At 45.4% G+C, this 20459-nt stretch carries 19 protein-coding genes; 10 read left to right on the top strand and 9 right to left on the bottom strand.

The window, feature by feature from the left end; translation table 11 throughout:
- Positions 1 to 42: 42 nt before the first annotated feature.
- The 3 genes from acnB to pirA form a co-directional block, all read right to left on the bottom strand.
- On the bottom strand, positions 43 to 2649 hold the full coding sequence (gene acnB / locus MIC7113_RS22735; protein WP_015184538.1) for a bifunctional aconitate hydratase 2/2-methylisocitrate dehydratase: 2607 nt from the start codon (positions 2647 to 2649) through the stop codon (positions 43 to 45).
- 157 nt (positions 2650 to 2806) lie between these two features.
- Entirely contained in the window at positions 2807 to 2935 is a 129-nt protein-coding gene (locus MIC7113_RS38740) for a hypothetical protein (protein WP_256374769.1), read from the bottom strand.
- Positions 2936 to 2956: 21 nt separating this feature from the next.
- Entirely contained in the window at positions 2957 to 3355 is a 399-nt protein-coding gene (gene pirA / locus MIC7113_RS22730; protein WP_015184537.1) for an arginine synthesis PII-interacting regulator PirA, read from the bottom strand.
- A gap of 399 nt (positions 3356 to 3754) precedes the next feature.
- On the opposite strand from pirA, the gene MIC7113_RS22725 reads away from it, so the two are divergent.
- The 7 genes from MIC7113_RS22725 to MIC7113_RS22695 all read left to right on the top strand — a co-directional run bounded on the left by MIC7113_RS22725 (position 3755) and on the right by MIC7113_RS22695 (position 12445).
- Positions 3755 to 4648 carry a lysophospholipid acyltransferase family protein gene (locus MIC7113_RS22725; RefSeq protein WP_015184536.1) on the top strand — a complete coding sequence of 298 codons (894 nt, stop codon included), beginning with the start codon at positions 3755 to 3757 and terminating at the stop codon, positions 4646 to 4648.
- A gap of 394 nt (positions 4649 to 5042) precedes the next feature.
- The gene (locus MIC7113_RS22720; RefSeq protein WP_015184535.1) at positions 5043 to 5603 is read left to right on the top strand and encodes a DUF4388 domain-containing protein; all 561 of its coding nucleotides are present in this window, start codon (positions 5043 to 5045) and stop codon (positions 5601 to 5603) included.
- 225 nt (positions 5604 to 5828) lie between these two features.
- Positions 5829 to 7829: a DNA cytosine methyltransferase gene (locus MIC7113_RS22715; protein WP_015184534.1), complete on the top strand. Its 2001-nt coding sequence runs from the start codon at positions 5829 to 5831 to the stop codon at positions 7827 to 7829.
- Between the two features lie 428 nt (positions 7830 to 8257).
- Positions 8258 to 8782 carry a hypothetical protein gene (locus MIC7113_RS22710; protein ID WP_015184533.1) on the top strand — a complete coding sequence of 175 codons (525 nt, stop codon included), beginning with the start codon at positions 8258 to 8260 and terminating at the stop codon, positions 8780 to 8782.
- 261 nt (positions 8783 to 9043) lie between these two features.
- Complete coding sequence (locus tag MIC7113_RS22705; protein WP_015184532.1) at positions 9044 to 10126, top strand: hypothetical protein; 1083 nt, start codon at positions 9044 to 9046, stop codon at positions 10124 to 10126.
- Between the two features lie 15 nt (positions 10127 to 10141).
- Positions 10142 to 11239: an SMI1/KNR4 family protein gene (locus MIC7113_RS33735; protein ID WP_015184531.1), complete on the top strand. Its 1098-nt coding sequence runs from the start codon at positions 10142 to 10144 to the stop codon at positions 11237 to 11239.
- 573 nt (positions 11240 to 11812) lie between these two features.
- Positions 11813 to 12445 (top strand): helix-turn-helix transcriptional regulator, encoded by a 633-nt coding sequence (locus MIC7113_RS22695; RefSeq protein WP_015184529.1) that lies wholly within the window; start codon positions 11813 to 11815, stop codon positions 12443 to 12445.
- A gap of 154 nt (positions 12446 to 12599) precedes the next feature.
- Here the strand turns inward: MIC7113_RS22695 and MIC7113_RS22690 are convergent, their stop codons facing one another.
- Positions 12600 to 12977, bottom strand: coding sequence for a hypothetical protein (locus MIC7113_RS22690; protein ID WP_155898081.1), 378 nt, complete (start codon positions 12975 to 12977; stop codon positions 12600 to 12602).
- Positions 12978 to 13115: 138 nt separating this feature from the next.
- On the opposite strand from MIC7113_RS22690, the gene MIC7113_RS22685 reads away from it, so the two are divergent.
- Complete coding sequence (locus tag MIC7113_RS22685; RefSeq protein ID WP_015184527.1) at positions 13116 to 13550, top strand: hypothetical protein; 435 nt, start codon at positions 13116 to 13118, stop codon at positions 13548 to 13550.
- A 236-nt stretch (positions 13551 to 13786) separates the two neighbouring features.
- Here MIC7113_RS22685 and MIC7113_RS22680 read toward each other — a convergent pair whose 3' ends face one another.
- The 3 genes from MIC7113_RS22680 to MIC7113_RS22670 all read right to left on the bottom strand — a co-directional run bounded on the left by MIC7113_RS22680 (position 13787) and on the right by MIC7113_RS22670 (position 17041).
- Positions 13787 to 14104, bottom strand: coding sequence for a hypothetical protein (locus MIC7113_RS22680; RefSeq protein ID WP_015184526.1), 318 nt, complete (start codon positions 14102 to 14104; stop codon positions 13787 to 13789).
- 473 nt (positions 14105 to 14577) lie between these two features.
- Complete coding sequence (locus MIC7113_RS22675) at positions 14578 to 15507, bottom strand: ADP-ribosylglycohydrolase family protein (RefSeq protein WP_015184525.1); 930 nt, start codon at positions 15505 to 15507, stop codon at positions 14578 to 14580.
- Between the two features lie 55 nt (positions 15508 to 15562).
- Positions 15563 to 17041 (bottom strand): DUF1802 family protein, encoded by a 1479-nt coding sequence (locus MIC7113_RS22670; protein WP_015184524.1) that lies wholly within the window; start codon positions 17039 to 17041, stop codon positions 15563 to 15565.
- A gap of 209 nt (positions 17042 to 17250) precedes the next feature.
- Here MIC7113_RS22670 and MIC7113_RS22665 point away from each other — a divergent pair, with 209 nt between their 5' ends.
- A complete protein-coding gene (locus MIC7113_RS22665) occupies positions 17251 to 18588 on the top strand; it encodes a bifunctional folylpolyglutamate synthase/dihydrofolate synthase (protein ID WP_015184523.1) in 1338 nt (445 codons plus the stop codon).
- Positions 18589 to 18816: 228 nt separating this feature from the next.
- On the opposite strand, the gene MIC7113_RS22660 is transcribed toward MIC7113_RS22665, so the two are convergent.
- Positions 18817 to 19104, bottom strand: coding sequence for a hypothetical protein (locus MIC7113_RS22660; RefSeq protein ID WP_015184522.1), 288 nt, complete (start codon positions 19102 to 19104; stop codon positions 18817 to 18819).
- Positions 19105 to 19232: 128 nt separating this feature from the next.
- On the bottom strand, positions 19233 to 19658 hold the full coding sequence (locus tag MIC7113_RS22655; RefSeq protein WP_015184521.1) for a hypothetical protein: 426 nt from the start codon (positions 19656 to 19658) through the stop codon (positions 19233 to 19235).
- Positions 19659 to 20020: 362 nt separating this feature from the next.
- Here MIC7113_RS22655 and MIC7113_RS22650 point away from each other — a divergent pair, with 362 nt between their 5' ends.
- Complete coding sequence (locus MIC7113_RS22650) at positions 20021 to 20452, top strand: HHL1-like protein (RefSeq protein ID WP_015184520.1); 432 nt, start codon at positions 20021 to 20023, stop codon at positions 20450 to 20452.
- The last annotated feature ends 7 nt before the right edge of the window (positions 20453 to 20459 follow it).

Raw genomic sequence — 20459 nt, 5'->3', positions numbered from 1 at the left:
GTTGAAACTTGAGTAAGGTGGGCTTTGCCCACCCTACATTAATTACCTTGCCGCCGTAGGCATCCCCAAAATATCCTCAATCTTGGGCATTTCTTCCAACGGAATTACCCGTCCTTCATCCTCAAAATTAGCGATTTGATCGAAATTCAAATACCGATACAAATCACCTGCAAACGGATGAATCTTCTTCGCCACAATGTCCATATATTCCTGCACTGTGGGAATCCGTCCTAACATCGCACAAACTGCTGCTAATTCAGCAGAACCCAGATAAACTTGGGCATCCTTACCCATGCGATTATTAAAGTTGCGCGTTGAAGTCGAGAACACTGTCGTGCCATCTCCTACACGCGCCTGATTCCCCATACACAGAGAACATCCTGGCATTTCCGTTCTCGCACCCGCTGCACCAAAGGTACCGTAGATACCCTCTTCTTTCAGTTGCTTTTCATCCATCCGGGTTGGGGGACAAATCCACAGGCGCGTCTTAACTGGGGGTTCGCCTTCCAATACCTTTGCCGTGGCACGATAATGACCAATATTCGTCATGCAGGAACCAACAAACACCTCATGCACCGGGTCATTTGCAACCTCAGACAATAGCTTCACATTATCCGGGTCATTGGGAGCAGCGACAATCGGTTCCTTGATTTCATTCAAGTCAATCTCGATAATTTCCACGTACTCGGCATCGGCGTCAGCTTCCATCAGTACGGGATTTGCCAACCACTCTTCCATCTTGGCAACACGGCGCATAATGGTACGAGCATCTTGGTAACCTCGCGCTACCATGTTGGTTAATAGCGCGACATTCGATCGCAGATATTCCGAAACTGTCTCCACACTCAGCTTAATCGTGCAACCGGCACAAGAACGTTCAGCGCTGGCATCAGTGAGTTCAAAGGCTTGCTCGACTTTTAAATCCGGCAACCCTTCAATTTCCATAATCCGCCCGGAGAAGACATTCTTCTTATTCTTCTTCTCCACTGTCAGTAATCCTTTTTGAATTGCCACGTAAGGAATTGCATTCACAATATCCCGCAATGTGACACCCGGTTGCAACTCTCCTTTAAACCGGACTAAAACCGATTCTGGCATATCCAACGGCATCACACCCAATGCACCAGCAAACGCCACTAACCCAGAACCTGCCGGGAAGGAAATTCCCAAGGGGAAGCGAGTGTGAGAATCGCCGCCGGTTCCCACGGTATCCGGCAATAGCATCCGGTTCAGCCAAGAGTGAATAATGCCATCACCGGGACGTAAGGCTACACCACCGCGAGAGGAAAAGAAATCCGGTAAATCTTGGTGAGTTTTGACATCCACGGGTTTGGGATAAGCGGCGGTATGACAGAAACTCTGCATCACCAAGTCTGCACTAAACCCTAAACAAGCCAGTTCTTTCAATTCGTCGCGAGTCATCGGGCCGGTGGTATCCTGAGAACCAACGGTTGTCATCAGGGGTTCGCAAGAGGTACCGGGACGCACACCGGGTAAACCGCAAGCTTTCCCCACCATTTTTTGTGCCAGGGTAAAGCCTTTGCCTGTATCCGTTGGCATGGTGGGACGGGTGAACAGGGTACTCGGTTCTAATCCTAAAGCTTCGCGGGTTTTGTCGGTGAGACTGCGCCCAATTAATAAGGGAATTCGTCCACCCGCCCTAACTTCATCGAGAATGGTGTCAGGCTTGAGGGTAAAGGTGGAAATCACTTCTCCCGCTTCGTTGGTAATTTCTCCTTTATAAGGATGGATGGTAATTACCATGCCAGTTTCCATCTGGCTGACATCGCACTCAATGGGTAATGCCCCCGAATCTTCAGCAGTGTTGAAGAAGATAGGCGCGATCGCACTTCCTAAAATATATCCCCCAGACCGCTTATTCGGCACAAAGGGAATATCGTTGCCAATATGCCACAGCACGGAGTTAATCGCGGATTTGCGGGATGAACCTGTACCCACAACATCCCCAACATACGCCACAGGATACCCTTTGTCCTTGAGTTGGGCGATCGTTTCGATGCCTCCTGGCATCCTGGATTCCAACATTGCTAAGGCATGAAGGGGGATATCCGGGCGAGTGGTGGCGTGGGGTGCGGGGGATAAATCATCGGTATTCGTTTCTCCCGGCACTTTGAACACGGTAACGGTAATGGTTTCCGCGAGTTTAGGATGGGTGATAAACCATTCGGCATTCGCCCAAGAGTCAATTACCTGCTTGGCGTAGGGGTTGACATCCGACAAAGCGAGAACGTCGTGAAAGGCATCAAACACTAGCAGGGTTTTGCTTAAGGCTGCTGCCGCTGAGGCTGCCATTGACGGATGGTTGGATTTGAGTAAATCGATTAAGGAATGGACATTGTAACCCCCCATCATTGTGCCTAAAAGATTTACTGCCCACTGGGGAGTAATCAGGGGACAGGTGATTTCCTGTTTTGCGATCGCCGTTAAGAATGAAGCTTTGACGTAAGCCGCCGGATCGACACCCGGAGGAACGCGATCGCGCAATAATGCCATTAATGTCTCTTCTTCCCCCGCAGGCGGATTTTTCAGCAATTCGCACAGTTCGGCAGTTTGTTCGGCGTTCAGCGGCAGGGGGGGAATACCCAAAGCGGCTCGCTGGGCAACGTGTTGACGATAAGATTCAAGCATCAGAGTTATCTCCTGGAGGTAGCTACCTGCAAAATTTTGCCAGTTCCTGTGAAGTTTCTCAAAGCAAAAGCTTACTGCCACGCTAACGCTTTTGGCTGTTGACGGCGAACGCATTTTATACTGATACCCAATCCGCCGCTATCACCCCTTTATCTGTTTATTCTCCTGGAGTGAACTCTGTGCCTGGAGTGGTTCGTTTTAAACAGGGGATAGCCGACTCAGATTCAGCAGCCATGAAAAAAGGCGATCGCATAGGATCGCCCAACGTTTTACTTGAACCCGACATAATCTGCCGTTGTTGAGAAGATTATTGGAGAGGTAGCGTCATTCTCTCTTGCTCTAAAAGGCGCACTAGCTTCTCATCTCCTTTCGCTTTCGCCACTTGCATCCGACGTTCTAAGCTGTTGCGAATATTGCTCAGGTGAGTTCTCGTTAGCTGATTCAACTCTTTTTCTCGTTCCCGCTTGTGGAAACCAGGCAATGTGCAGCGTGCCGCTGTCGCCGAAGGTACAGCAACAACCGGTTTACCTGTGCGGTAAGCCACACCACGATATTTCAGATCGTGTACAGGTGCAGGTTCGGGAATGTGTCTAAGATAATGGGATCTCCAATTTTGACCCCGATAGGTACCACCGATATCCCCTTCAATGACTTCGATCATGGGGGATGAATTTTCGTAGTTAACGCCTCGGTAAGAGAGTTTCATATCCTGTGCCTCCAAATAGCTTTTTGATAGTGTTTTTTAGCGATTGATATCCGTCAATTCGAGAACTAGGTGCCGACTGGCTTGTGATTTTCCCTAGATTTCCGATTCACAGCAAAATCCAAAAAATTATTTCTGTATCCAATTTAACAATTTTTGGATTATTGGGGTGAAATGTTAAAAAATCAACACAAATTTCTCATCGGGTGAGTTCTAACTAGAACTCTTGCCAAATCTTTTCCCTTCTGCCTTGTGCCTTGTGCCTACTCCTGCCCAGAACGCTGCGCGAACTGCCTTGTGCCTTGTGCCTTCTGCCTTTTGCTATCGTTCACGATTGCCACAGAACCCAACCCGCGATTATCCTAAAAACGCTATTTCTTTGTTTAGGGCGGTTAAGAACCATTGTTTAATTTTTTCGATCTTCTGACGGCTCGTTACCGAAGACATGCTCAAGCCTCTGAGCATCTATATGATGGTTGGTCGCTCGATCAGCGCGATCCTGAGGTGATTAAAGCTTGGATGCCTGTGTGGGAATGGTTGTACCACTCTTACTTTCGAGTGCAAACCGAGGGCTGGCATCATATTCCCTCGGAGGGAAAGATGCTGATTGTCGGTACCCATAATGGCGGCTCGGCTTCACCGGATACTTCGATGTTTATGTACGACTGGTACCGCAGGTTCGGCTATGAACGCTTAACCTATGGATTGATGCACCGATTGGCTTGGAAAATTCCTACTGTGGGTCGCTTAGCGGCTCCGGTAGGGGCTATAATGGCTCACCCCAAAACAGCGATCGCCGCCCTGCAAAGAGATGCAGCCGTTCTCGTCTATCCCGGTGGGGCAGAAGATATGTTTCGTCCCCATCACCTGCGCGATCGCATTTACTTTGCAGGACGTAAGGGGTTTATTAAACTAGCCCTGAGGGAAGAGGCACCCATTGTACCTGCGATTTCTCACGGTGCCCACGATACTCTGATAATTTTGGGAGATTTTTACCAGCAGGCACTGCAACTGCATAAATGGGGTGTTCCTTTGTGGTTTGACCCCGATATGGGTGTGTTTCCCATTTATTTGGGGCTACCTTGGGGCGTCGGGATTGGCCCTTTGCCGAATATTCCTTTGCCTATACAGATCCACACTCGTGTTTGTGCGCCGATTGTGTTTGAGCGTTATGGGCGGGAAGCGGCGAGCGATCGCGATTATGTTGATGCCTGCTATGAGCAAGTTTGTACTCAGATGCAACGAGAACTGGAGGACTTAATTGAGCAAGTCAACAGCACTGAACCATCTTCATAGAGGTTCAATTCAATTTCTTCATCCATTCATGCTTCTCGCTTGTATCCTTTGCAACATTCTAGAATTTGCTGTGCATTATTCTAATGCAAATCCTACATTAATAAAAATATTTTTGTAGTGACTTATACAGCCTTGACCGATAATTTTTGATTCAAGTTAACGAGAATCAAACAGGCAAGCTAGAAAGATAAACTATCCATTTCGTGATAGGAATTTTTTTAATTTAATATTTCTTTAGATTCAATCGAGTAGTAACTGGTATTACGATAGATAATCGTGAATAATCATCGCAAATTTTTATTAAGAGACTTATAAAATTAGAAGAAAAAAGCTTACACCTGAGATTGGTAGTCGGTTCTCTCAGTCTGTCTTCTAATCGTTAATTGAACAGCGTATGTCTACAATTGGCTTTCTCAGAGACTTTCCCTTACCAGAGATATTTCAGTTTATCGATAAGGGTCGTAAAACTGGCGTGCTGAGACTTCGGGCTTTGCCAGATTATTCATCAACAATGCCATCAGTCCATTACATTTGGATTTATGAAGGTCGTATCGTAGCGGCAGCGAATCGATTAGACCAACAAGGTTTAATTTCGCTGATTAAGCAACGCAATTGGGTCAGCCCGCAGGTAGCGACTAAGCTGTTCCAGTTCTATCGAAACAATCAGCCTTTGGGTTTGTGCTTGAAAAATCAAGGTGTTTTGCAAGATGAACAGCTAAAACATCTATTTCAAGTGCAGGTCTTGCAGCAGGTGTGCGCCTTATTCCAACTCAAAGATGGTCAGTTTAAGTTGGATCAGAATGTGCCTATACCCATGCGAGAAATGACAGGCTTGAGCATACCATCAGCCGTTGTCAATCAATATGCTTTGATTCAAGTACTGTTAGAAAAAATTGAAACCCGTTGCTTGGATCGTTGTTTAGATTTGACAGCCTTGCCGGCTTATGCGCGTTAGCAGAAATCTCTCATCCTGAAATTTTGCGGCGAAGGTTGCTGTGTAAAATATCGGTACCTGTCAGAATGATTAGGTAGCTAGGGATACAAGAGGGAGTCATTTCTTCTGCCGGGGAAAATTTAGAATATTTGAAGCGAAAGCGATGAGCCATGCTAGATTGACGTGGCAACTCAATCCGTGATGGATAGAGATTTGCCGTTCAATCACGACTGAATCGCGCCTCCCATGCAACAACTGTCCCTCCCGTTGACTCTACCGAATACTGAGCTAGACAAAGTGGTCTGGTTTGGGGAAATGTTGCAAGCGCTGGATGATAGTCGTAACCCAGCATGGCCTGATTGCTTTGGCTTATCGCTTCAAAGATGGTTTTCCAGGCAGGGACATGCTCCCATTAGAACTCTAAGCTTATTTTCGGGTGGGGGTGGGCTGGATATTGCCTTCCATGACTGCGGTTTTCAGATTGTGCAGATGATTGAGTTGGAGGCGAAGTATGTACAGACGCTCATCCACAACTCACAACCAGGGAAACGGCTAGAAAATTCCAGTGCTGTTTGCATTGATATTCGAGAATATTCTCCCAATCCCGATTTAAAAGTCGATTTCATCATCGGTGGCCCCCCTTGTCAAACCTTCTCAGCCGCCGGGAGAAGAGCCTCTGGAGTGGCTGGAACCAGTGATGCTCGCGGTACTCTGTTTCAAGAATATGTCCGCATCCTCAAAACGCTTCAACCCAAAGGATTCTTGTTTGAGAACGTTTACGGAATCACGGGAGCACAAAACGGAGAAGCTTGGAAAGAAATCCAAGCCGCATTTCAAGAAGCGGGGTATACCATTCATTTTCGGGTATTGGATGCCGCTGATTATGGTGTACCCCAGCATCGGGAACGTTTATTTATTGTGGGATTGAGAGAAGGGAGTTATCAATTTCCTTATCCCACTCATGGGCCAGATTCTCCAGAGTGCGAACCCTTCTACACGGCAGGGGAAGCGGTGGCAGGAGCTGATATTTCTGAGGCGGATGAGGGGATTGGGGGTCGATACGGCTACCTTTTAACTAATATTCCACCAGGGTTAAACTATAGCTTTTATACCGAGGAAATGGGACATCCTCAGCCAGTGTTTAGTTGGCGTTCAAAGTTCTCTGATTTTCTATATAAAGCTGACCCAGAAATGCCGGTGCGGACGATTAAAGCTCAAGGGGGACAATATACTGGCCCATTTAGTTGGGACAATCGTCGGTTTACCGTTGCCGAACTCAAGCGACTGCAAACTTTTCCTGATGATTATCAGATTGTGGGGAATCGTCAAGTTTGTATTGAACAGATTGGAAATTCGGTTCCGCCACAACTAGGGCGAATTTTAGCCCTGAGTATTTTAGAGCAAGTGATGGGGGTGAAGCTACCGTTTCCCATGCATTATTTGCCTACATCTAAGACGTTGGGATTTAGACAACGTAAGCGTCAGTTAACACAGAGATATGCTCAGAAGGCGAAAGATGCGATCGCACTTCTTGACAAGACTCAACAACCAACCGCAAAGTTATTACCAACCTATGCTATTCATGAGCAAACTGTAAGATTCTTAGCTCCTGATTTTGCTTGGAATGAAAATTACGTATCTAACAGTGTCAAGATTAACCTGAAATACGAATTGAACCCTTCTAGTTGGACGATTACAGTCCAGAAGAGTGATATTTGGACAGAAGAATATCAATATATTATTGAAATAACTCCAGCCGTTGGTTATGAACAGTGGGTTTTAGGCACTAACCAAGTCAAGTTAATTGCTAATCACCTAGAGCCGTGTGTATTTACAGCACTGTGGAAAGCGTTTGAGGAAAAATTAATTGAATTGACAGGAATGGCTGATTTAGTTCAGCTTTCTGGCTATTATCAGTACAGTCCTAGGTTTAGAGGTCGTTTGACATTTAATCCCAACTTAAAGGTTGAGCAATTTTGGCGTATTGTTCAATGTGTAGTGCGAGGAATAGGCGTCGCAACCCAAATATCCGCACAAGAATTAGGATTACTCTGGGCAGTTAATGCTGATGATGTATTTTCTTATCTCCAGTCTTTACGGCATCTGGGGTACGAAGTTAGAAATCATAATACAAATCCTCAAATCCCTAAGGGTGAGTATTTAATCCCATATTGCTTTCCTACACTGAATCCAAAAAGTGTGCAACTCCGAAAACAATTCAGTACATTTCAAGTAAGTGTACTATAAGATTCAGTACAGAAAGCATGTCATCTTTATCAGCCCTCACCCTAAATCCCTCTCCCCGTGGGAGAAGGAATTGGAAGTATTGTTCCCCTGCTCCTAAACAGAGAGGGGGCTGCACTATCCTTACTGTAAAAACTCTTGTGGAATGGGCATCTTGCCCGTCCCAACGGGAGCAATTTAAATATGAAATAGCTTAAAGACTACTATTATGATTTCGCGCAAAAGCTTTCTGCACAAGGCTTTGCTTCTACACAATCAATCTTTTTTAAAGAGTACCCTGGCGGGGTACTGCCAACCCTAGAGAAGCCCTGCCATGATACAGACATGACAAGCCAAGGACGGATGAACTGAAAGCGAAAAAGCTTGAAAGCGAATCTTCCAAAAGTTTGTTTAGTAGTCCAACAAGCTTACCAAACAAAAGGATAACGATCATGGCAAACTCAATCGCTCCTGCTACATCTCTTCAAGCTGCACAACGTAAGGATCAAATTACTGATACCGAAACCTACTCCAAAGGTGTTTTGGGTCCAGTCTACTTCACTCTGTCCAAGCTGGATGTTAAAGGTTCAAGCGTTGCTCCTGCTGATCAACATCAATCACAGTACATCGTTGCGTCGGATGAGAAGTTTACCATTAGCGTGCAGATTGACTTCAATGCCAGCCCGCTCGCTAAACTTCTAATGTGCTTGGGTACAACGATTAGCGTTGATTTTGGCTTCGAGGGTTTTGGTGCCGCACCTGAAGTAGATGTCAAAGCCAGCATCGTGACGGTGAAAGATCAATTGATTTACACTATCTCCAAGGAACTGACTCCAGAGCAAGCCAAGCTAACTCCTGGACTCTACGAAATTGGTGCTACAGTCACCGTTGGTCCTGGCACCCATGCTTGCGATCAGTACGTCTATGGGTATGGCTACATTGAAGAAATTCTGCTTCAAGTTTACCCCGCGATGTAAGTTTAGGATGAACTAAACCTCAGCGTTTATAAAGTGAGTGTTGTTACTTCTGAGGTACCCAGGAAACAACACTCTGACTGGCAGGTACGAGTAACCTGCCAGTTTTTTCAGCGAGAATCAATAGAGTGATTTCTCAATCCATTCAAAATAGAGAAACCTAGGGGTTGCAAGTATCTTGGCCATTTATGATGAGCAAATTCAAGGCACAACAGCTAATTAATCGGTTCGGTTTGCCTCTGCTAGCAAAGTGAGGAAAAGGCGATGACTACATCACTCAAGAGTAATAGCCTAGCCAATAGAAACAGTAAAAAAAGTGACGACTTGACTAGAATTAAAGGAATCGGAATCACCAAACAAAAATGGCTCAGAGAGTTGCTCAATATTCATACCTTTCAGGACTTGGCTAAGCTCTCAGTTGATGAAGTTGAGTCACGCCTAAAAACCCAAGGTCATACTGTCTCAAAAAGTGAGATTCAAGGATGGATTGCTCAGTCTCAAGTACTTGCTACTGCGGAGTTATCCTCACAGCAGTTTGTTGAGTCCTCCGATAGAGAAGAAGAGCGATTCTCGAATCTCCCAACTCAGGAAAATGAATTATCCCAGTACGTCATGGCATTAGCAGATGCAGAAGCAGATAACCCCTTAGATTGCTCAAATCAAAAAAATGAATCATCCCATGCAGCAGCTAAAGTAAACGTTTCTCCTTTAATGCCTCAAGATGAATGGCAGACATTTGCCTCATTTAGAGTCGAGTTTCATTCCCGCACAATTGAAGGACAGGGAGAGGAACAAAGAACGATCATTCACTACATAGAAGCGAATAAATGTCAAACTTGGTCCGAGATTGGAGCCGATCAACTCCAAGAGTGGATGCTGGAACAAATCAGTGAACAAATGTGCCAGTCAATTGCAGCCGAGAGTCCAGTGACGGCACTACCTATAACGCTAGAAATTACTCAAATACGAGCTGTTCAAGCCTACCCAACTCCAAGACCAATGGTTGTTGAAAAGGGTAATCGAGTGTTCCCACACCCTCTTAGTCATGAGACACCTTTTGCACTTGAAGTCGGGTTTAATCTGACTGGGTTTACGGCACTTCATTTGACGAATAAGCAGGTTGAGTACTACGCTCAATTTCATGTTCGTAATCGAATGACGGGTGAAGTCATCCATGTAGGTGATACAGAGTTGGCTACTCTCAAAAAAGGGCAACTTTCTTATACAGCGGTGCTAAATGAAATCACATTGGAACCAGGGGTCTACCGTTTACAAGCAATCGTGAAACTTCAATGTGTACCCGCGACTCTAGGCAGCTTCAAGGTGCCACTACTTCAAGTCGTCTAGCTCAGTCTTTTAACCATGAACTCTTTCAATTGGGAAAGTTTTTTAAGACAGTGGAGTCGAGAATTACTAGAATCAATTACGGATAACCCAGAAAAATTGCCATCAGAAGTCATTGAATCTAAATGGTTAGGTTATCCAGGTGCGACAGAGAAGCAAATTGCTCGTGCTGAAGCTCGTTTGGGAATGGCTCTACCTCCCTCTTATCGAGAATTTCTCAAAGTTACCAATGGTTGGCGTCAGACAACCCCGTTCATTTATCGACTCTGGTCTACTGAAGATATAGAATGGTTTTCGGTCAGGCATCAAGATTGGATTAATGCTTTTATTGAACGATATGGGAATACCTCACTCAATTTAGATTGCTCCGGTAATGGTCGCCTCGTCACCCCTTCGATTCCCGATGTAGACTATTTGATTTATGGTGATGATCAAGATTGCAGCAAGTTGCGAGTCGAGTATTTGCAGAAGGTTCTAGAAATCAGCGACATTGGAGAATCAACCGTCTATCTGCTCAATCCGCAGGTGATGACTGAGGATGGAGAGTGGGAGGCTTGGTTTTTTGGTGATTGGCTGCCAGGAGCAGATCGATACCGCTCTTTCCAAGAAATGATGTTGGCTGAGTATGAAAATTTCTTAGAATTAAGAGAAAATTCTTCACAGCCAATCGAAAAATCGACCGATATACAGACAACACAAAACCGCCAGTCTCTACCCAATACCTACTGTATAAATCAGCCATTAACTGACTATTACACTAGGGAAGCATCGACTGTAGAAAAAGCAGAAGTAGTCCTACCTTTGATTGCACCCAACTCTGAAAAAGGGGTATCCTCTCAGCCGATTGGAGAATCGATAGATATTACTCTTGAAGAACACCTCTCCACACCGGGAGGGAAACAACAATGGTCGTCACTTGCCTCATTTACTGTAGAGTTTCAAGTGAGACAGCTTCACTCTGGGGCAGAGCAACGGGCTATCGTTTGCCATATCGAAACCGACACTGTTAAAATCATTGGGTCTACTCTGGAAAGTAAGCAACTCTGTCAGTGGATGTTAGAGCAGCTTAATCCAGCGATGCGATCGCTCGATACAGGCGATTTCTCATCTAGGTGACACAATACTTCCCCGGTTGTGAATTAGGCTTCTTACACAACAAAGCGCTGGGACACGAGCTTAAAATCATCAGGGATGTACTAATTGCAGATACTTGTAGTACTTCAATGGGTACCATCTATTCCGACTGAAAATTTAAGCGAAAATTTCTCAATAATATTGATGAATATTGATGATGGTTTGAAGATTTCTAAAAACCTCTGGTTAGATAAAAAAAGAATTATGAAATTAGTAGAGTTTATTCAGGCAGTAAGAAATAATAGCAGTAATCAAATTGTTTGTAATATAGATAATTTGAAATTTTTTTGCTTAAATAAAGACGAGGATTGCTGAGCAGATCAGGGTCGGCTACACCATTACCTATTGGTACTCATCGAAGGCAGCGTTGACTACAACCAAACTCAGCGATCGTCTCTTTGGTTCTACAGAAATGGTGCCACAAGAGTTGATATTACTCTGGGCACTAAGGATTGTTCGTTACTTCTACCAACACAAGATGGTAGGTTAGCAATATAAACTTCGGAGTGTATCTATCAATTCGGATGCATGTAATGAAAGAGGTTTTTAATAGACATGGCAACTACCAATTTAAGCAATGTTATCCCTGTTACTGAAAGACCAACTTCTGGAACAAAATCGCTAAAATCTTCTTATTCTAAAAACCTTGAGCAACATTCTATATTACGCCCTGGAGCGATTGAAAACCTTATTGAGGGCATTTTGATTCTCAGCGATCAAAGAGAGCTAATTTATGCCAATGATACAGCCCGTCGAGTTTTGCGCCAATTAAACCAATATCGGTCACCAGCTAATTTAGTCCCCATCGAAATCTGGCATGTTTGTCAATCGTTGATTCAAAGCCGCAGTTTATTTCCGAATCAACGTTGGCAAATGGAGTCTGAAATTTTGACTGATGACTTTACCACCTTAAATATTCGAGCTAGATGGCTGAGGTTAGAAACGATCCAACATCCCTGTATCTTGATTACTGTGGATGATCGGTATCAAGTGATCGAGAATATAGCGATCGAAGAAGCCCAAAAATATGGCCTAACTTCCCGTGAACAAGAGGTGTGGTTACTGCATCGAGCAAACTACCCCTACAAAAAAATTGCCTCAGAATTGTGCATTACGCCGAATACCGTTAAGAAGCACATGAAAAGTATTTATGCCAAACAAAAGGACATTTGTGGTATTGATAACTAACAACTGTCTCTTGTCCAGTAACAGGCAACTTGACAGCTTAATCTGAAGATATACAACTTATCTGCCACCTATTGAGTGAATTCCTATCACTCAACCTATGGAACTGTAACTGTGTCAATCCGTTGAGTTCAAGGATATCCTATCAATTTGGCATTCAGCTCGTCAGCGAAGTTAAAACTCTAAGTTGCTCAACGGAGTCAAGAGCAATCAAATAAACGCGACTAGCAAGATTCTCCAAGTTGTCTAATTCTTCAGGAGTAAAGAAGTTTTGTGCTAGAGCATTCCATTTAATCCCCGTTGAGTCAACACTGAGAGAGAGTTCATTATCAAAGGAACTCAAATTAACAGTCAGTCTTTTTCCCTGTTCAGGGTTACTTGGCGTCAAGCCCAACAGCAGGGTACATTGTGGATGGTCAAAGCTGAAATACATGGTTTCGGCTTCCATCCAACCTCCTGCACCCTGAACCGGAAAATGCTGGCGGTACGCCCGTACTATACGACGGCAAAAGCGTCCAAGGGAATTAGCGCTCACTGCTTACCTCTGGCTAGATTTGAGGGATGATCTAAGTTTCGTTAAAAGAATGATAGTATTCATCAACCCTCAGTAGGACATAAAGGCATAAATCTGATTGATGGCAATTCAAGAGAATGTTTTTGCATCTAACAACTCATGAAGGGTTCTCACGTCCAGGTTGCCCCTATAAACTGCAATCTTTCTAACCTGATTGTGTTTACGACAGTTTCTAATGGAGAGCATCCAGAAACCATTCTTCATCAGCACGAATCATTTTCACTCCGAGTCACGGTTGAGTTTGGGGGATCGGGTGCGATCGCCTTAATGCCTTTGAGCCTATGTATCAAGGTCAGCTTTTATGCGGAACCTTGTGGTCTTGGTTCCAAAATTGAGCTCGGTGATACCTCAATTGATACATCTGCAAGGACATTTACCTATACTCCTACATTAACGATTGCCACGCCCACAGCCGTTGGGTTAGTTGCTGAAGAAATTTACCAAGTTACAGCCGTACTGCGTGTAGGTGCATTGAATTCACCAGCCTTAATCATGGGCTTTATTGATGGATTAATCATACAAATCTATGCTTAATTTACAATAAATAATGACAAAATTGGGCTTTTAATAGATCAGGATACAGAGTGTTGAGTATAACGCTTATAAAAAATCCAGGTAAGCAAAAATTAACCCCCTCTCCGTTAATGGGGAGGGGGTAGGGGGAGGCGTTCTACAAACTTTCTTTGCTGCAAGAACTCAGTTGTTTATAGTCCAGAAAGACGCGATCGCTTACGGCTACCGCAACGCTTAGCGCATCCATTTATTGGCTCCTAAAAATCACTCAGTCCACCACACCGCCTTACCTGGCGTGCCCTGTACTGAGATACCACTACATTATTTTCCGCCCGTTGAGTTTGGCGTAATGCTGGAGAGAATGATTCCTCGCTGTTGCTTGCCGTTGGCTTTCCTGATTCTTCTGTCAAGGTATATTTGTTCTCAATCTCAGATTCAGGAAATGACAGGACATGACCTTCGTTCAGGTTCTCGGTTTCAGTTGAGGATAGTTCAGTATAAAGCATCAAATTCTCAGTATATAGGGATTGCTCATCATTGGTGTTAATTGGTTGAGAGACTTGAATTTTTGCCATTTTTAACTAACCCCAAACTATTGCTTAAAAAAAGTGAATGGTTGGACTAAAAAGCTACTAGAACTCTCCGCCCGACTGGACTAAACTACGCCAACGCTCCTAACGTTGCGATCGCTAAAGTGCTGCTGCACAAACGCGATCACAGGGATTTACGTCAGTGGCGGGTAGCTGTAAATAGCTAATTCTTCTTGCTATCCCTCTCCTCTTTTCGGGACAACAAAAGCTATCAAAGTAATTGATTGATCAAGTACTCCGGAGCGGTTTTATTCAGATCCTAGAGGTATGGGACTGCTGTTCTGCTTGAGACTGTATCCGGTTTTTTCCTTGGGTAGTGTTTTATAGGTTTGTTTTATCCGGAATATTGATTTCTTTATTCCACTATAAAGGAATGTGCTAAAAATCCAAGATCTGGAAGGCTTTAATAATTGTTAAATTTTTAAACAAAACGCCGCTTAAGGGTTCTGACTAGTATCTCACTGAGCATTGGCTAAGGAAAAGAGCTGGTTGGCGAAGGATTCAATCAAATCGCGGTAGGCTAGCTGTTCTCGCCAGGATGGGGGTATCCCCTGCACCCCATAGAAAGCTCCGGCTAGCTGTCCATAAACGGCACCCGTGGTATCGGCATCATCGCCCAAGTTAACGGCTAAGAGACATCCTTCTTCAAAGGATTGGCTATGATAAAACGCCCACAAAGCGGCTTCTAAGGATTTGACCACATAGCCGCTTCCTTTAATCTCCGGAGGTTGACGATGTTTGAACGAGCCCGCCGCGATTTCGTCGATTTCGTCCACTAAAGGATTTTCCTGCCAATAATCGGGAATAGGACTGTAGTGGCTCGAAAGTAATTCTTCTCGACTGACTCCGTTTACCGCACCCACCAGTAACGCCGCCAAGTAGCGACAGGCATCGACAGCCGTAGCTGCGCCGTGAGTGGTGCGGGAGCTTGCGGCTGACTTGGCGATCGCTTCTTCAGGGTTTTGAGCAAAAAATAGAGGCACGGGAGCTAAACGCATGATAGACCCATTCCCGGCACGGCGGGGGTCTGTGGAACCGCAGTAAGGTTCTCCAGTCCTCTTAAACTGCATCAGCGCCCTTCCTACCGTGTTACCGATATCAAAGCAGCGTCCAGTACTGCTCAGATGCCCTTGTTCATACCATCGCAAATATCTTTGTAGCTGATCGATTGGGTTAAACTCATTGTGCTCAATCAGGCTTTGGGCTAAGCACAATGCCATTGAGGTATCGTCCGTCCACTGTCCGGGTTGCAGTCCAAAAGGGCCACCCCCGACCATATCATTAATAGGTGTAAAGGTTCCGGGTTGCTTGAACTCCAGAGTTGTTCCCACCGCATCACCAATAGCTAAGCCGAGAAGGCACCCCTGATAACGCTCGATTGGTTGCATAAAACTGGCTTCCTGATGATGATAATGGGTAAAATTGGGAAAATATCGCCTGATATTAAGCCAATTCTCGCTCAAGCTTTAATTCACGCAGGAAGTAAAAGCGATCGCTCTTCCAGTCTTTGCCTTTAATTCGTCCTAAGTAACCGGTTAACGGTGAGGAAAGCTCAATCAGAATGTCGTGCATCTCCTCAGGAGTCAAGAGGTGAGGCGGCAGTGAAGCCGTATACAGTCCATGGATCGCCTCAATGGTAGTATCTCTCAGCCCTGCATTGTGGAGATAATTTTTGACCAGTTCCACCAGACGCGATCGCACTTTGATGTCTTGTTGTACCTTGTCAATATAGTGGTTCACTTTAGCATCGGCCTGCTCACCAAAGGGCGCTTGCTGTAAACAGGGTTTGAGTTCTAGCAAGTTGATCGAACCTTGGTGCTGTGCTTTCAATTCAACTAACCTTTGCCAAGTTTCAGGACGAATAACATTCATGTTGTTCTCAACGGCAGCTTTTTGATCGGCTGGGGTTAAAGGGTCAGCCGCAAAAATTATCTTGACTGAATCGTCAAACTGTGATTTGCCGAGCTGTGTATAACCAAGATTCAGCAGTTGGTCAGAGACACGATTCGGCACGTTTTCCGGTTGACTGGCTTGACACTCTCCCACCACTGGATAGGGAGCATCACAATAAAAATCTAAACCCTCTACTTCGCCAATTGCCTCCGCATTAAGACTTGTTTTAGGATTCGGATTGGAGTTCGTAAAGCCCAGTTCAATTAAGCTTTTACGCACTAAGGTTTCAAACTGAACATGATCGCTGGAATGACCAACTTTGGCGATGGTTTGAATCCAGACTAATGTGGAGGGAATAGAGCCAGTGGACTTGTAACCACTCCAACCGAGAAAGGTTCTCGTCTCGTAATCGAGTTCTTTAGCGGCAAGATTATGATCGGATAGGGGCGCAATTGCCCCCTGTAACACCTCCAGTTCAGGATGTAATGAGGATTTGGGTTCGATCAGTTGGCGACAGCGCTGTTCAAAGAAAATATCACCTAAAACGGGCGTCGCGTCAGTCACCGTGAAGGATTGCGGCAGCGAGAAGAAGCGAGGATTGGGCTGAACAGGGATTTCTACGGGCTGAGGGAGTCGGTGAACTCTCAAGAAGGCGAGAAACAGATTCCCCCGTTGGGCACGAGTTTGCAGTAGGGCTTGCTTCGTCCATACAGATAGCTGGGACAAGAGATCCAGAGTTTCAGTGTCATCAATCACTTGACAAAATTCGCACCTTGCCCAAGCTTTAATCAAAACCGTCTCAGCATCGAGTTCAGCTAGAGATCTTTGAACGGTCGGTAAAAAATTTGATCGATAATACTGCTCCGTGGGTAGTACGTTAATCGAGGTATCCGTGGGGTAGAGAGCAAATTGCCGCCCTGGATTGATGAATATCCGAGGTAAGACAACGATCATTCGCCCTTCGATCAGGGCTTCGATGTCGGGGGCAGGGAGAGGGAATGCTGTATTAATAATAACTAGGGTACTCATAGCCAGTCAGTTAGATGTCTGCCAGTCAGTTAGATGTCTGCACTAGCTATTTTCTAGCTTAGTTAGTTTAAGTCGCGCAGAAAGCAAAAGCGATCGCTCCTGTTACATCCTTGGATTCATTCCAAGTAGCCCGTTGAGGCTTTACTGAGAATCGTCGCTAGTCGTACTATGTGCCTAGTGTGCCCAAAGCGACTTTCCCACTAACCACTATGGACATCGACTCTCTGCTCAATCCCTTGCAACGCTTTGGTGTTCATCTGGGCTTAGAGCGAATTCAGCGACTTTTGGCAGATTTAGGCAACCCCCACCAGCGTGTCCCCATCCTGCATGTGACGGGAACCAATGGCAAAGGTTCTGTCTGTGCCTATCTCTCTGCGGTACTCACAGAGGCAGGTTATCGCGTCGGACGCTACACATCGCCCCATTTAATCGATTGGAATGAGCGAATTTGTTTGAACGAACAGCCTATTTCCATTCCCGCGTTGGCAGAATTATTGTTGCAAGTGAAAGCGGCAATTCCTCAAGATATTCAAGATTCGCCCACTCAGTTTGAGGTGATTACGGCTGCCGCTTGGTTGTATTTTGCCCAGCAACGGGTTGATATTGCTGTCATCGAAGTGGGATTGGGAGGAAGGTTGGATGCCACGAATGTCTGCGACTCTCCATTAGTGAGTATCATCACCTCTCTGAGTCGGGAACATTGGCAAAATCTTGGCCCTACTTTAGCAGACATCGCCAGAGAGAAAGCGGGTATTCTCAAATCGGGATGTCCGGCGGTAATTGGACAACTTCCTCCAGAAGCCAAGGCAGTTGTAGAAGCGCGGGTAAAAGAGTTGGATTGCCCTACCGTTTGGGTAAAACCAGCGGTAATGTTGTTGGCGAATTCGGAAAACCTAACCCCCCAACCTCCTCACCAAGGCTCCGGTTCCCGATCAGGGAAGGGGGAGAGAGAAGGGGAGTTTCCAAAAAATTGGGCAGAATATGAGGGGATTAAATACCCCTTGCCCCTACTGGGGGACATTCAACTGAGTAATTCGGCAATTGCGATCGCAACTGTGCAAATCCTCCGTTCCCAGGGTTGGAAAATTACTGACGCAGCCATCCAAAACGGTATGGCTAAAACCCAATGGCTGGGACGCCTTCAGTGGACAACCTGGCACCATCATCGCCTCTTAATCGACGGTGCACACAATCCAGCCGCAGCCATTGCCCTCCGTCAGTATGTCGATACTCTCAACACCCCAGTCACTTGGGTGATGGGCATCCTCTCGACTAAAGATCACGCGGATATCTTCGAGGCTCTGCTGCGAGGGACAGACCGATTGTACCTCGTCCCCGTCCCTGACCATAGCTCAGCCGACCCCAATGCCCTAGCTGTTTTAGCTCGAAATATTTGTCCAGAACTGGCTGATTGCCGCACCTATCCCGATTTAGAGAAAGGGTTAGAAGCTGCAACCTCTAACCCCACGGAGACATCGAAACGTTTAATTGTGTTGTGCGGTTCTCTTTATCTAGTTGGGCACTTTTTGCAGAATTTGAGGGGATAGGAATTGACTAAAAAAAGCAAAGGGCACAGGGCAAAAGGCACAAGGAATTCTTTCGTTCTTTGCCCACGACTCAAAGGAGTAAGGGTATCAAGCGCCTATGTGAACAGTGTTTCACTGGCTCGAAGTTCAGGAGGGGTTTGAATACCCTTGTGAACGGAACATAAGAGCCTTCCTTTTTCTGCCTTCTGCCTTCCTTCTTCTGCCTTTTCAATTCCCTTCCCGATTCACTCATCTGCCTGCTATGTATGGCTTTGCGGAATTAGCGCAATAGCGATCGCTCACAATTTTAGATATAGAGTTCATCTGTACAACTTGCTCTTGGGAAGACCGGCGCTGTAATGAACGTTCTGGATGCATCACCACCTGCTTACAAACCAGTTGATTGCTATCTAAGGAGGCAAAACTCCATATATAAGTTTCTGAATTACTCGTAGCCGCGCCCGCTGGAGCTAGCGCTAATGTCGTTAGTATGACTAGCCCCAAACTTACCAAGGCTAGAACCACGCTTTTGAGCATAGAGATTCCCTCGGTTTAAAAATTCCTCTCTTAATATTTTATCTATTTTATTCGTTGAGTGGGGGGATTTGTAAAGCAGGAAAAACGTTTAGGATGGGGGCGCTGGAGGAGGCAGAAATTTGCGATCGCTAAGTTTCCGTTGTTTTTCCTTCAGCCGATACCTCGCTCATTCCTGTTGAGGATTCTCCTGGTAAATTTACAGCCTTTATCTGAACTGGCTGCGCTTGTACAGGCTCACCTTTTAGGAATCGTTTCGGCTGTAAAGACACGACGGCGGCTAAGACAGCAGGTACTTCAATAAGAGTTTTTAGCAGTAATGTTGTGAAAATTGGCTGAACAGCATTTTGTGGTTGGCTTTCAGGATGAATCAGTGAGCCTTTTTTTTCGTTGACTAAATTGGCCTGAGGGACTTGAAAAAGAATCTGTCCTGCTACTTTTCCCAGAATGACCAGCGGTAAACCCATTAACGCTACAGGTAAAATTACCAGCCAAACCAGTAGCCCAGAAATTAACCAAAATAAACTCGAATATACAGTTTCTGAAAGCTTACGCATTGCTTTAGCCGTCCCCTATATTGGTTGCCACTCAGCTAACTTGTTAAAAAACGTTAATTAATCTGGGATTGCCTTTTCGGTTCAGCTTTGACTTGAGTTATACCGCTACCGCAATCCACCTTGTTTTTTTAATTGTAGGGGTTCAATTGCACAGGAGAACATGAAGCGGCTGGGTTTAGCCCTAGGGCTAAAAACTTTATTTTTCCAGGGGTTAATTGATGAAGCCTGATTCTAAGATTGAAGTCCCCAAGACCACTCAATCCCGCCTGAAATTCTGAGATTGACCGACAATTGGGAGTATCCTGCAAAAGTTATATGAAAATAGTGTAAACTTTTGTTAAGGACGTAAGGGAGTAATCGTTGTGACAACCCAAACTGGATTCGGGAAAGTTCAGCCAAAGCAAAAGGCAGCCCAGAAAAGTAAGGCGAAACGGGTGGCGGCAGCCCGGAAATACGACGAGATGAAAAAGTCCGGGGTGCCAGAATTTAATATTTATGTACGAATTAAAGGTCAGCAACAGTGGTTGCCAGCGGGTTCAATAGCGGTGAACCGGAGTAGTCAAATCAACCAAGCGGTGTTTGAGCAAGAACAAGAGTTGCTCAAGGGCGTTTTCCGCCTATTCCCCAAACTGCGTAAGCACCAAAACAACTTGGAATATGGTCATCGACTCAAGGAATTCAAGGATGAGCCGATTCAGGTGGCGGTTCGTCCTCAACCGACGACGGCTAACATTATTCAAACAACGGTTACCAATATCAAAGAGCGCTTTTCGTCTCTACTTCAGCGTCGTTAAGCAGCCA

The organism is Allocoleopsis franciscana PCC 7113 (assembly GCF_000317515.1).
Classification (GTDB): domain Bacteria; phylum Cyanobacteriota; class Cyanobacteriia; order Cyanobacteriales; family Coleofasciculaceae; genus Allocoleopsis; species Allocoleopsis franciscana.
This window is presented reverse-complemented; position numbering and strand designations above follow the sequence as displayed.

Coding starts and splice junctions, on each gene's coding strand:
- MIC7113_RS22705 (WP_015184532.1), top strand. CDS start 9,044: ATGACTACATCACTCAAGAGTAATAGCCTAGCCAATAGAAACAGTAAA.
- acnB (WP_015184538.1), bottom strand. CDS start 2,649: ATGCTTGAATCTTATCGTCAACACGTTGCCCAGCGAGCCGCTTTGGGT.
- MIC7113_RS22680 (WP_015184526.1), bottom strand. CDS start 14,104: ATGGCAAAAATTCAAGTCTCTCAACCAATTAACACCAATGATGAGCAA.
- MIC7113_RS22720 (WP_015184535.1), top strand. CDS start 5,043: ATGTCTACAATTGGCTTTCTCAGAGACTTTCCCTTACCAGAGATATTT.
- MIC7113_RS22670 (WP_015184524.1), bottom strand. CDS start 17,041: ATGAGTACCCTAGTTATTATTAATACAGCATTCCCTCTCCCTGCCCCC.
- MIC7113_RS33735 (WP_015184531.1), top strand. CDS start 10,142: ATGAACTCTTTCAATTGGGAAAGTTTTTTAAGACAGTGGAGTCGAGAA.
- MIC7113_RS22715 (WP_015184534.1), top strand. CDS start 5,829: ATGCAACAACTGTCCCTCCCGTTGACTCTACCGAATACTGAGCTAGAC.
- MIC7113_RS22655 (WP_015184521.1), bottom strand. CDS start 19,658: ATGCGTAAGCTTTCAGAAACTGTATATTCGAGTTTATTTTGGTTAATT.
- MIC7113_RS38740 (WP_256374769.1), bottom strand. CDS start 2,935: ATGTCGGGTTCAAGTAAAACGTTGGGCGATCCTATGCGATCGCCTTTT.
- MIC7113_RS22660 (WP_015184522.1), bottom strand. CDS start 19,104: ATGCTCAAAAGCGTGGTTCTAGCCTTGGTAAGTTTGGGGCTAGTCATA.
- MIC7113_RS22665 (WP_015184523.1), top strand. CDS start 17,251: ATGGACATCGACTCTCTGCTCAATCCCTTGCAACGCTTTGGTGTTCAT.
- MIC7113_RS22685 (WP_015184527.1), top strand. CDS start 13,116: ATGAAGGGTTCTCACGTCCAGGTTGCCCCTATAAACTGCAATCTTTCT.
- MIC7113_RS22695 (WP_015184529.1), top strand. CDS start 11,813: ATGGCAACTACCAATTTAAGCAATGTTATCCCTGTTACTGAAAGACCA.
- MIC7113_RS22710 (WP_015184533.1), top strand. CDS start 8,258: ATGGCAAACTCAATCGCTCCTGCTACATCTCTTCAAGCTGCACAACGT.
- pirA (WP_015184537.1), bottom strand. CDS start 3,355: ATGAAACTCTCTTACCGAGGCGTTAACTACGAAAATTCATCCCCCATG.
- MIC7113_RS22675 (WP_015184525.1), bottom strand. CDS start 15,507: ATGCAACCAATCGAGCGTTATCAGGGGTGCCTTCTCGGCTTAGCTATT.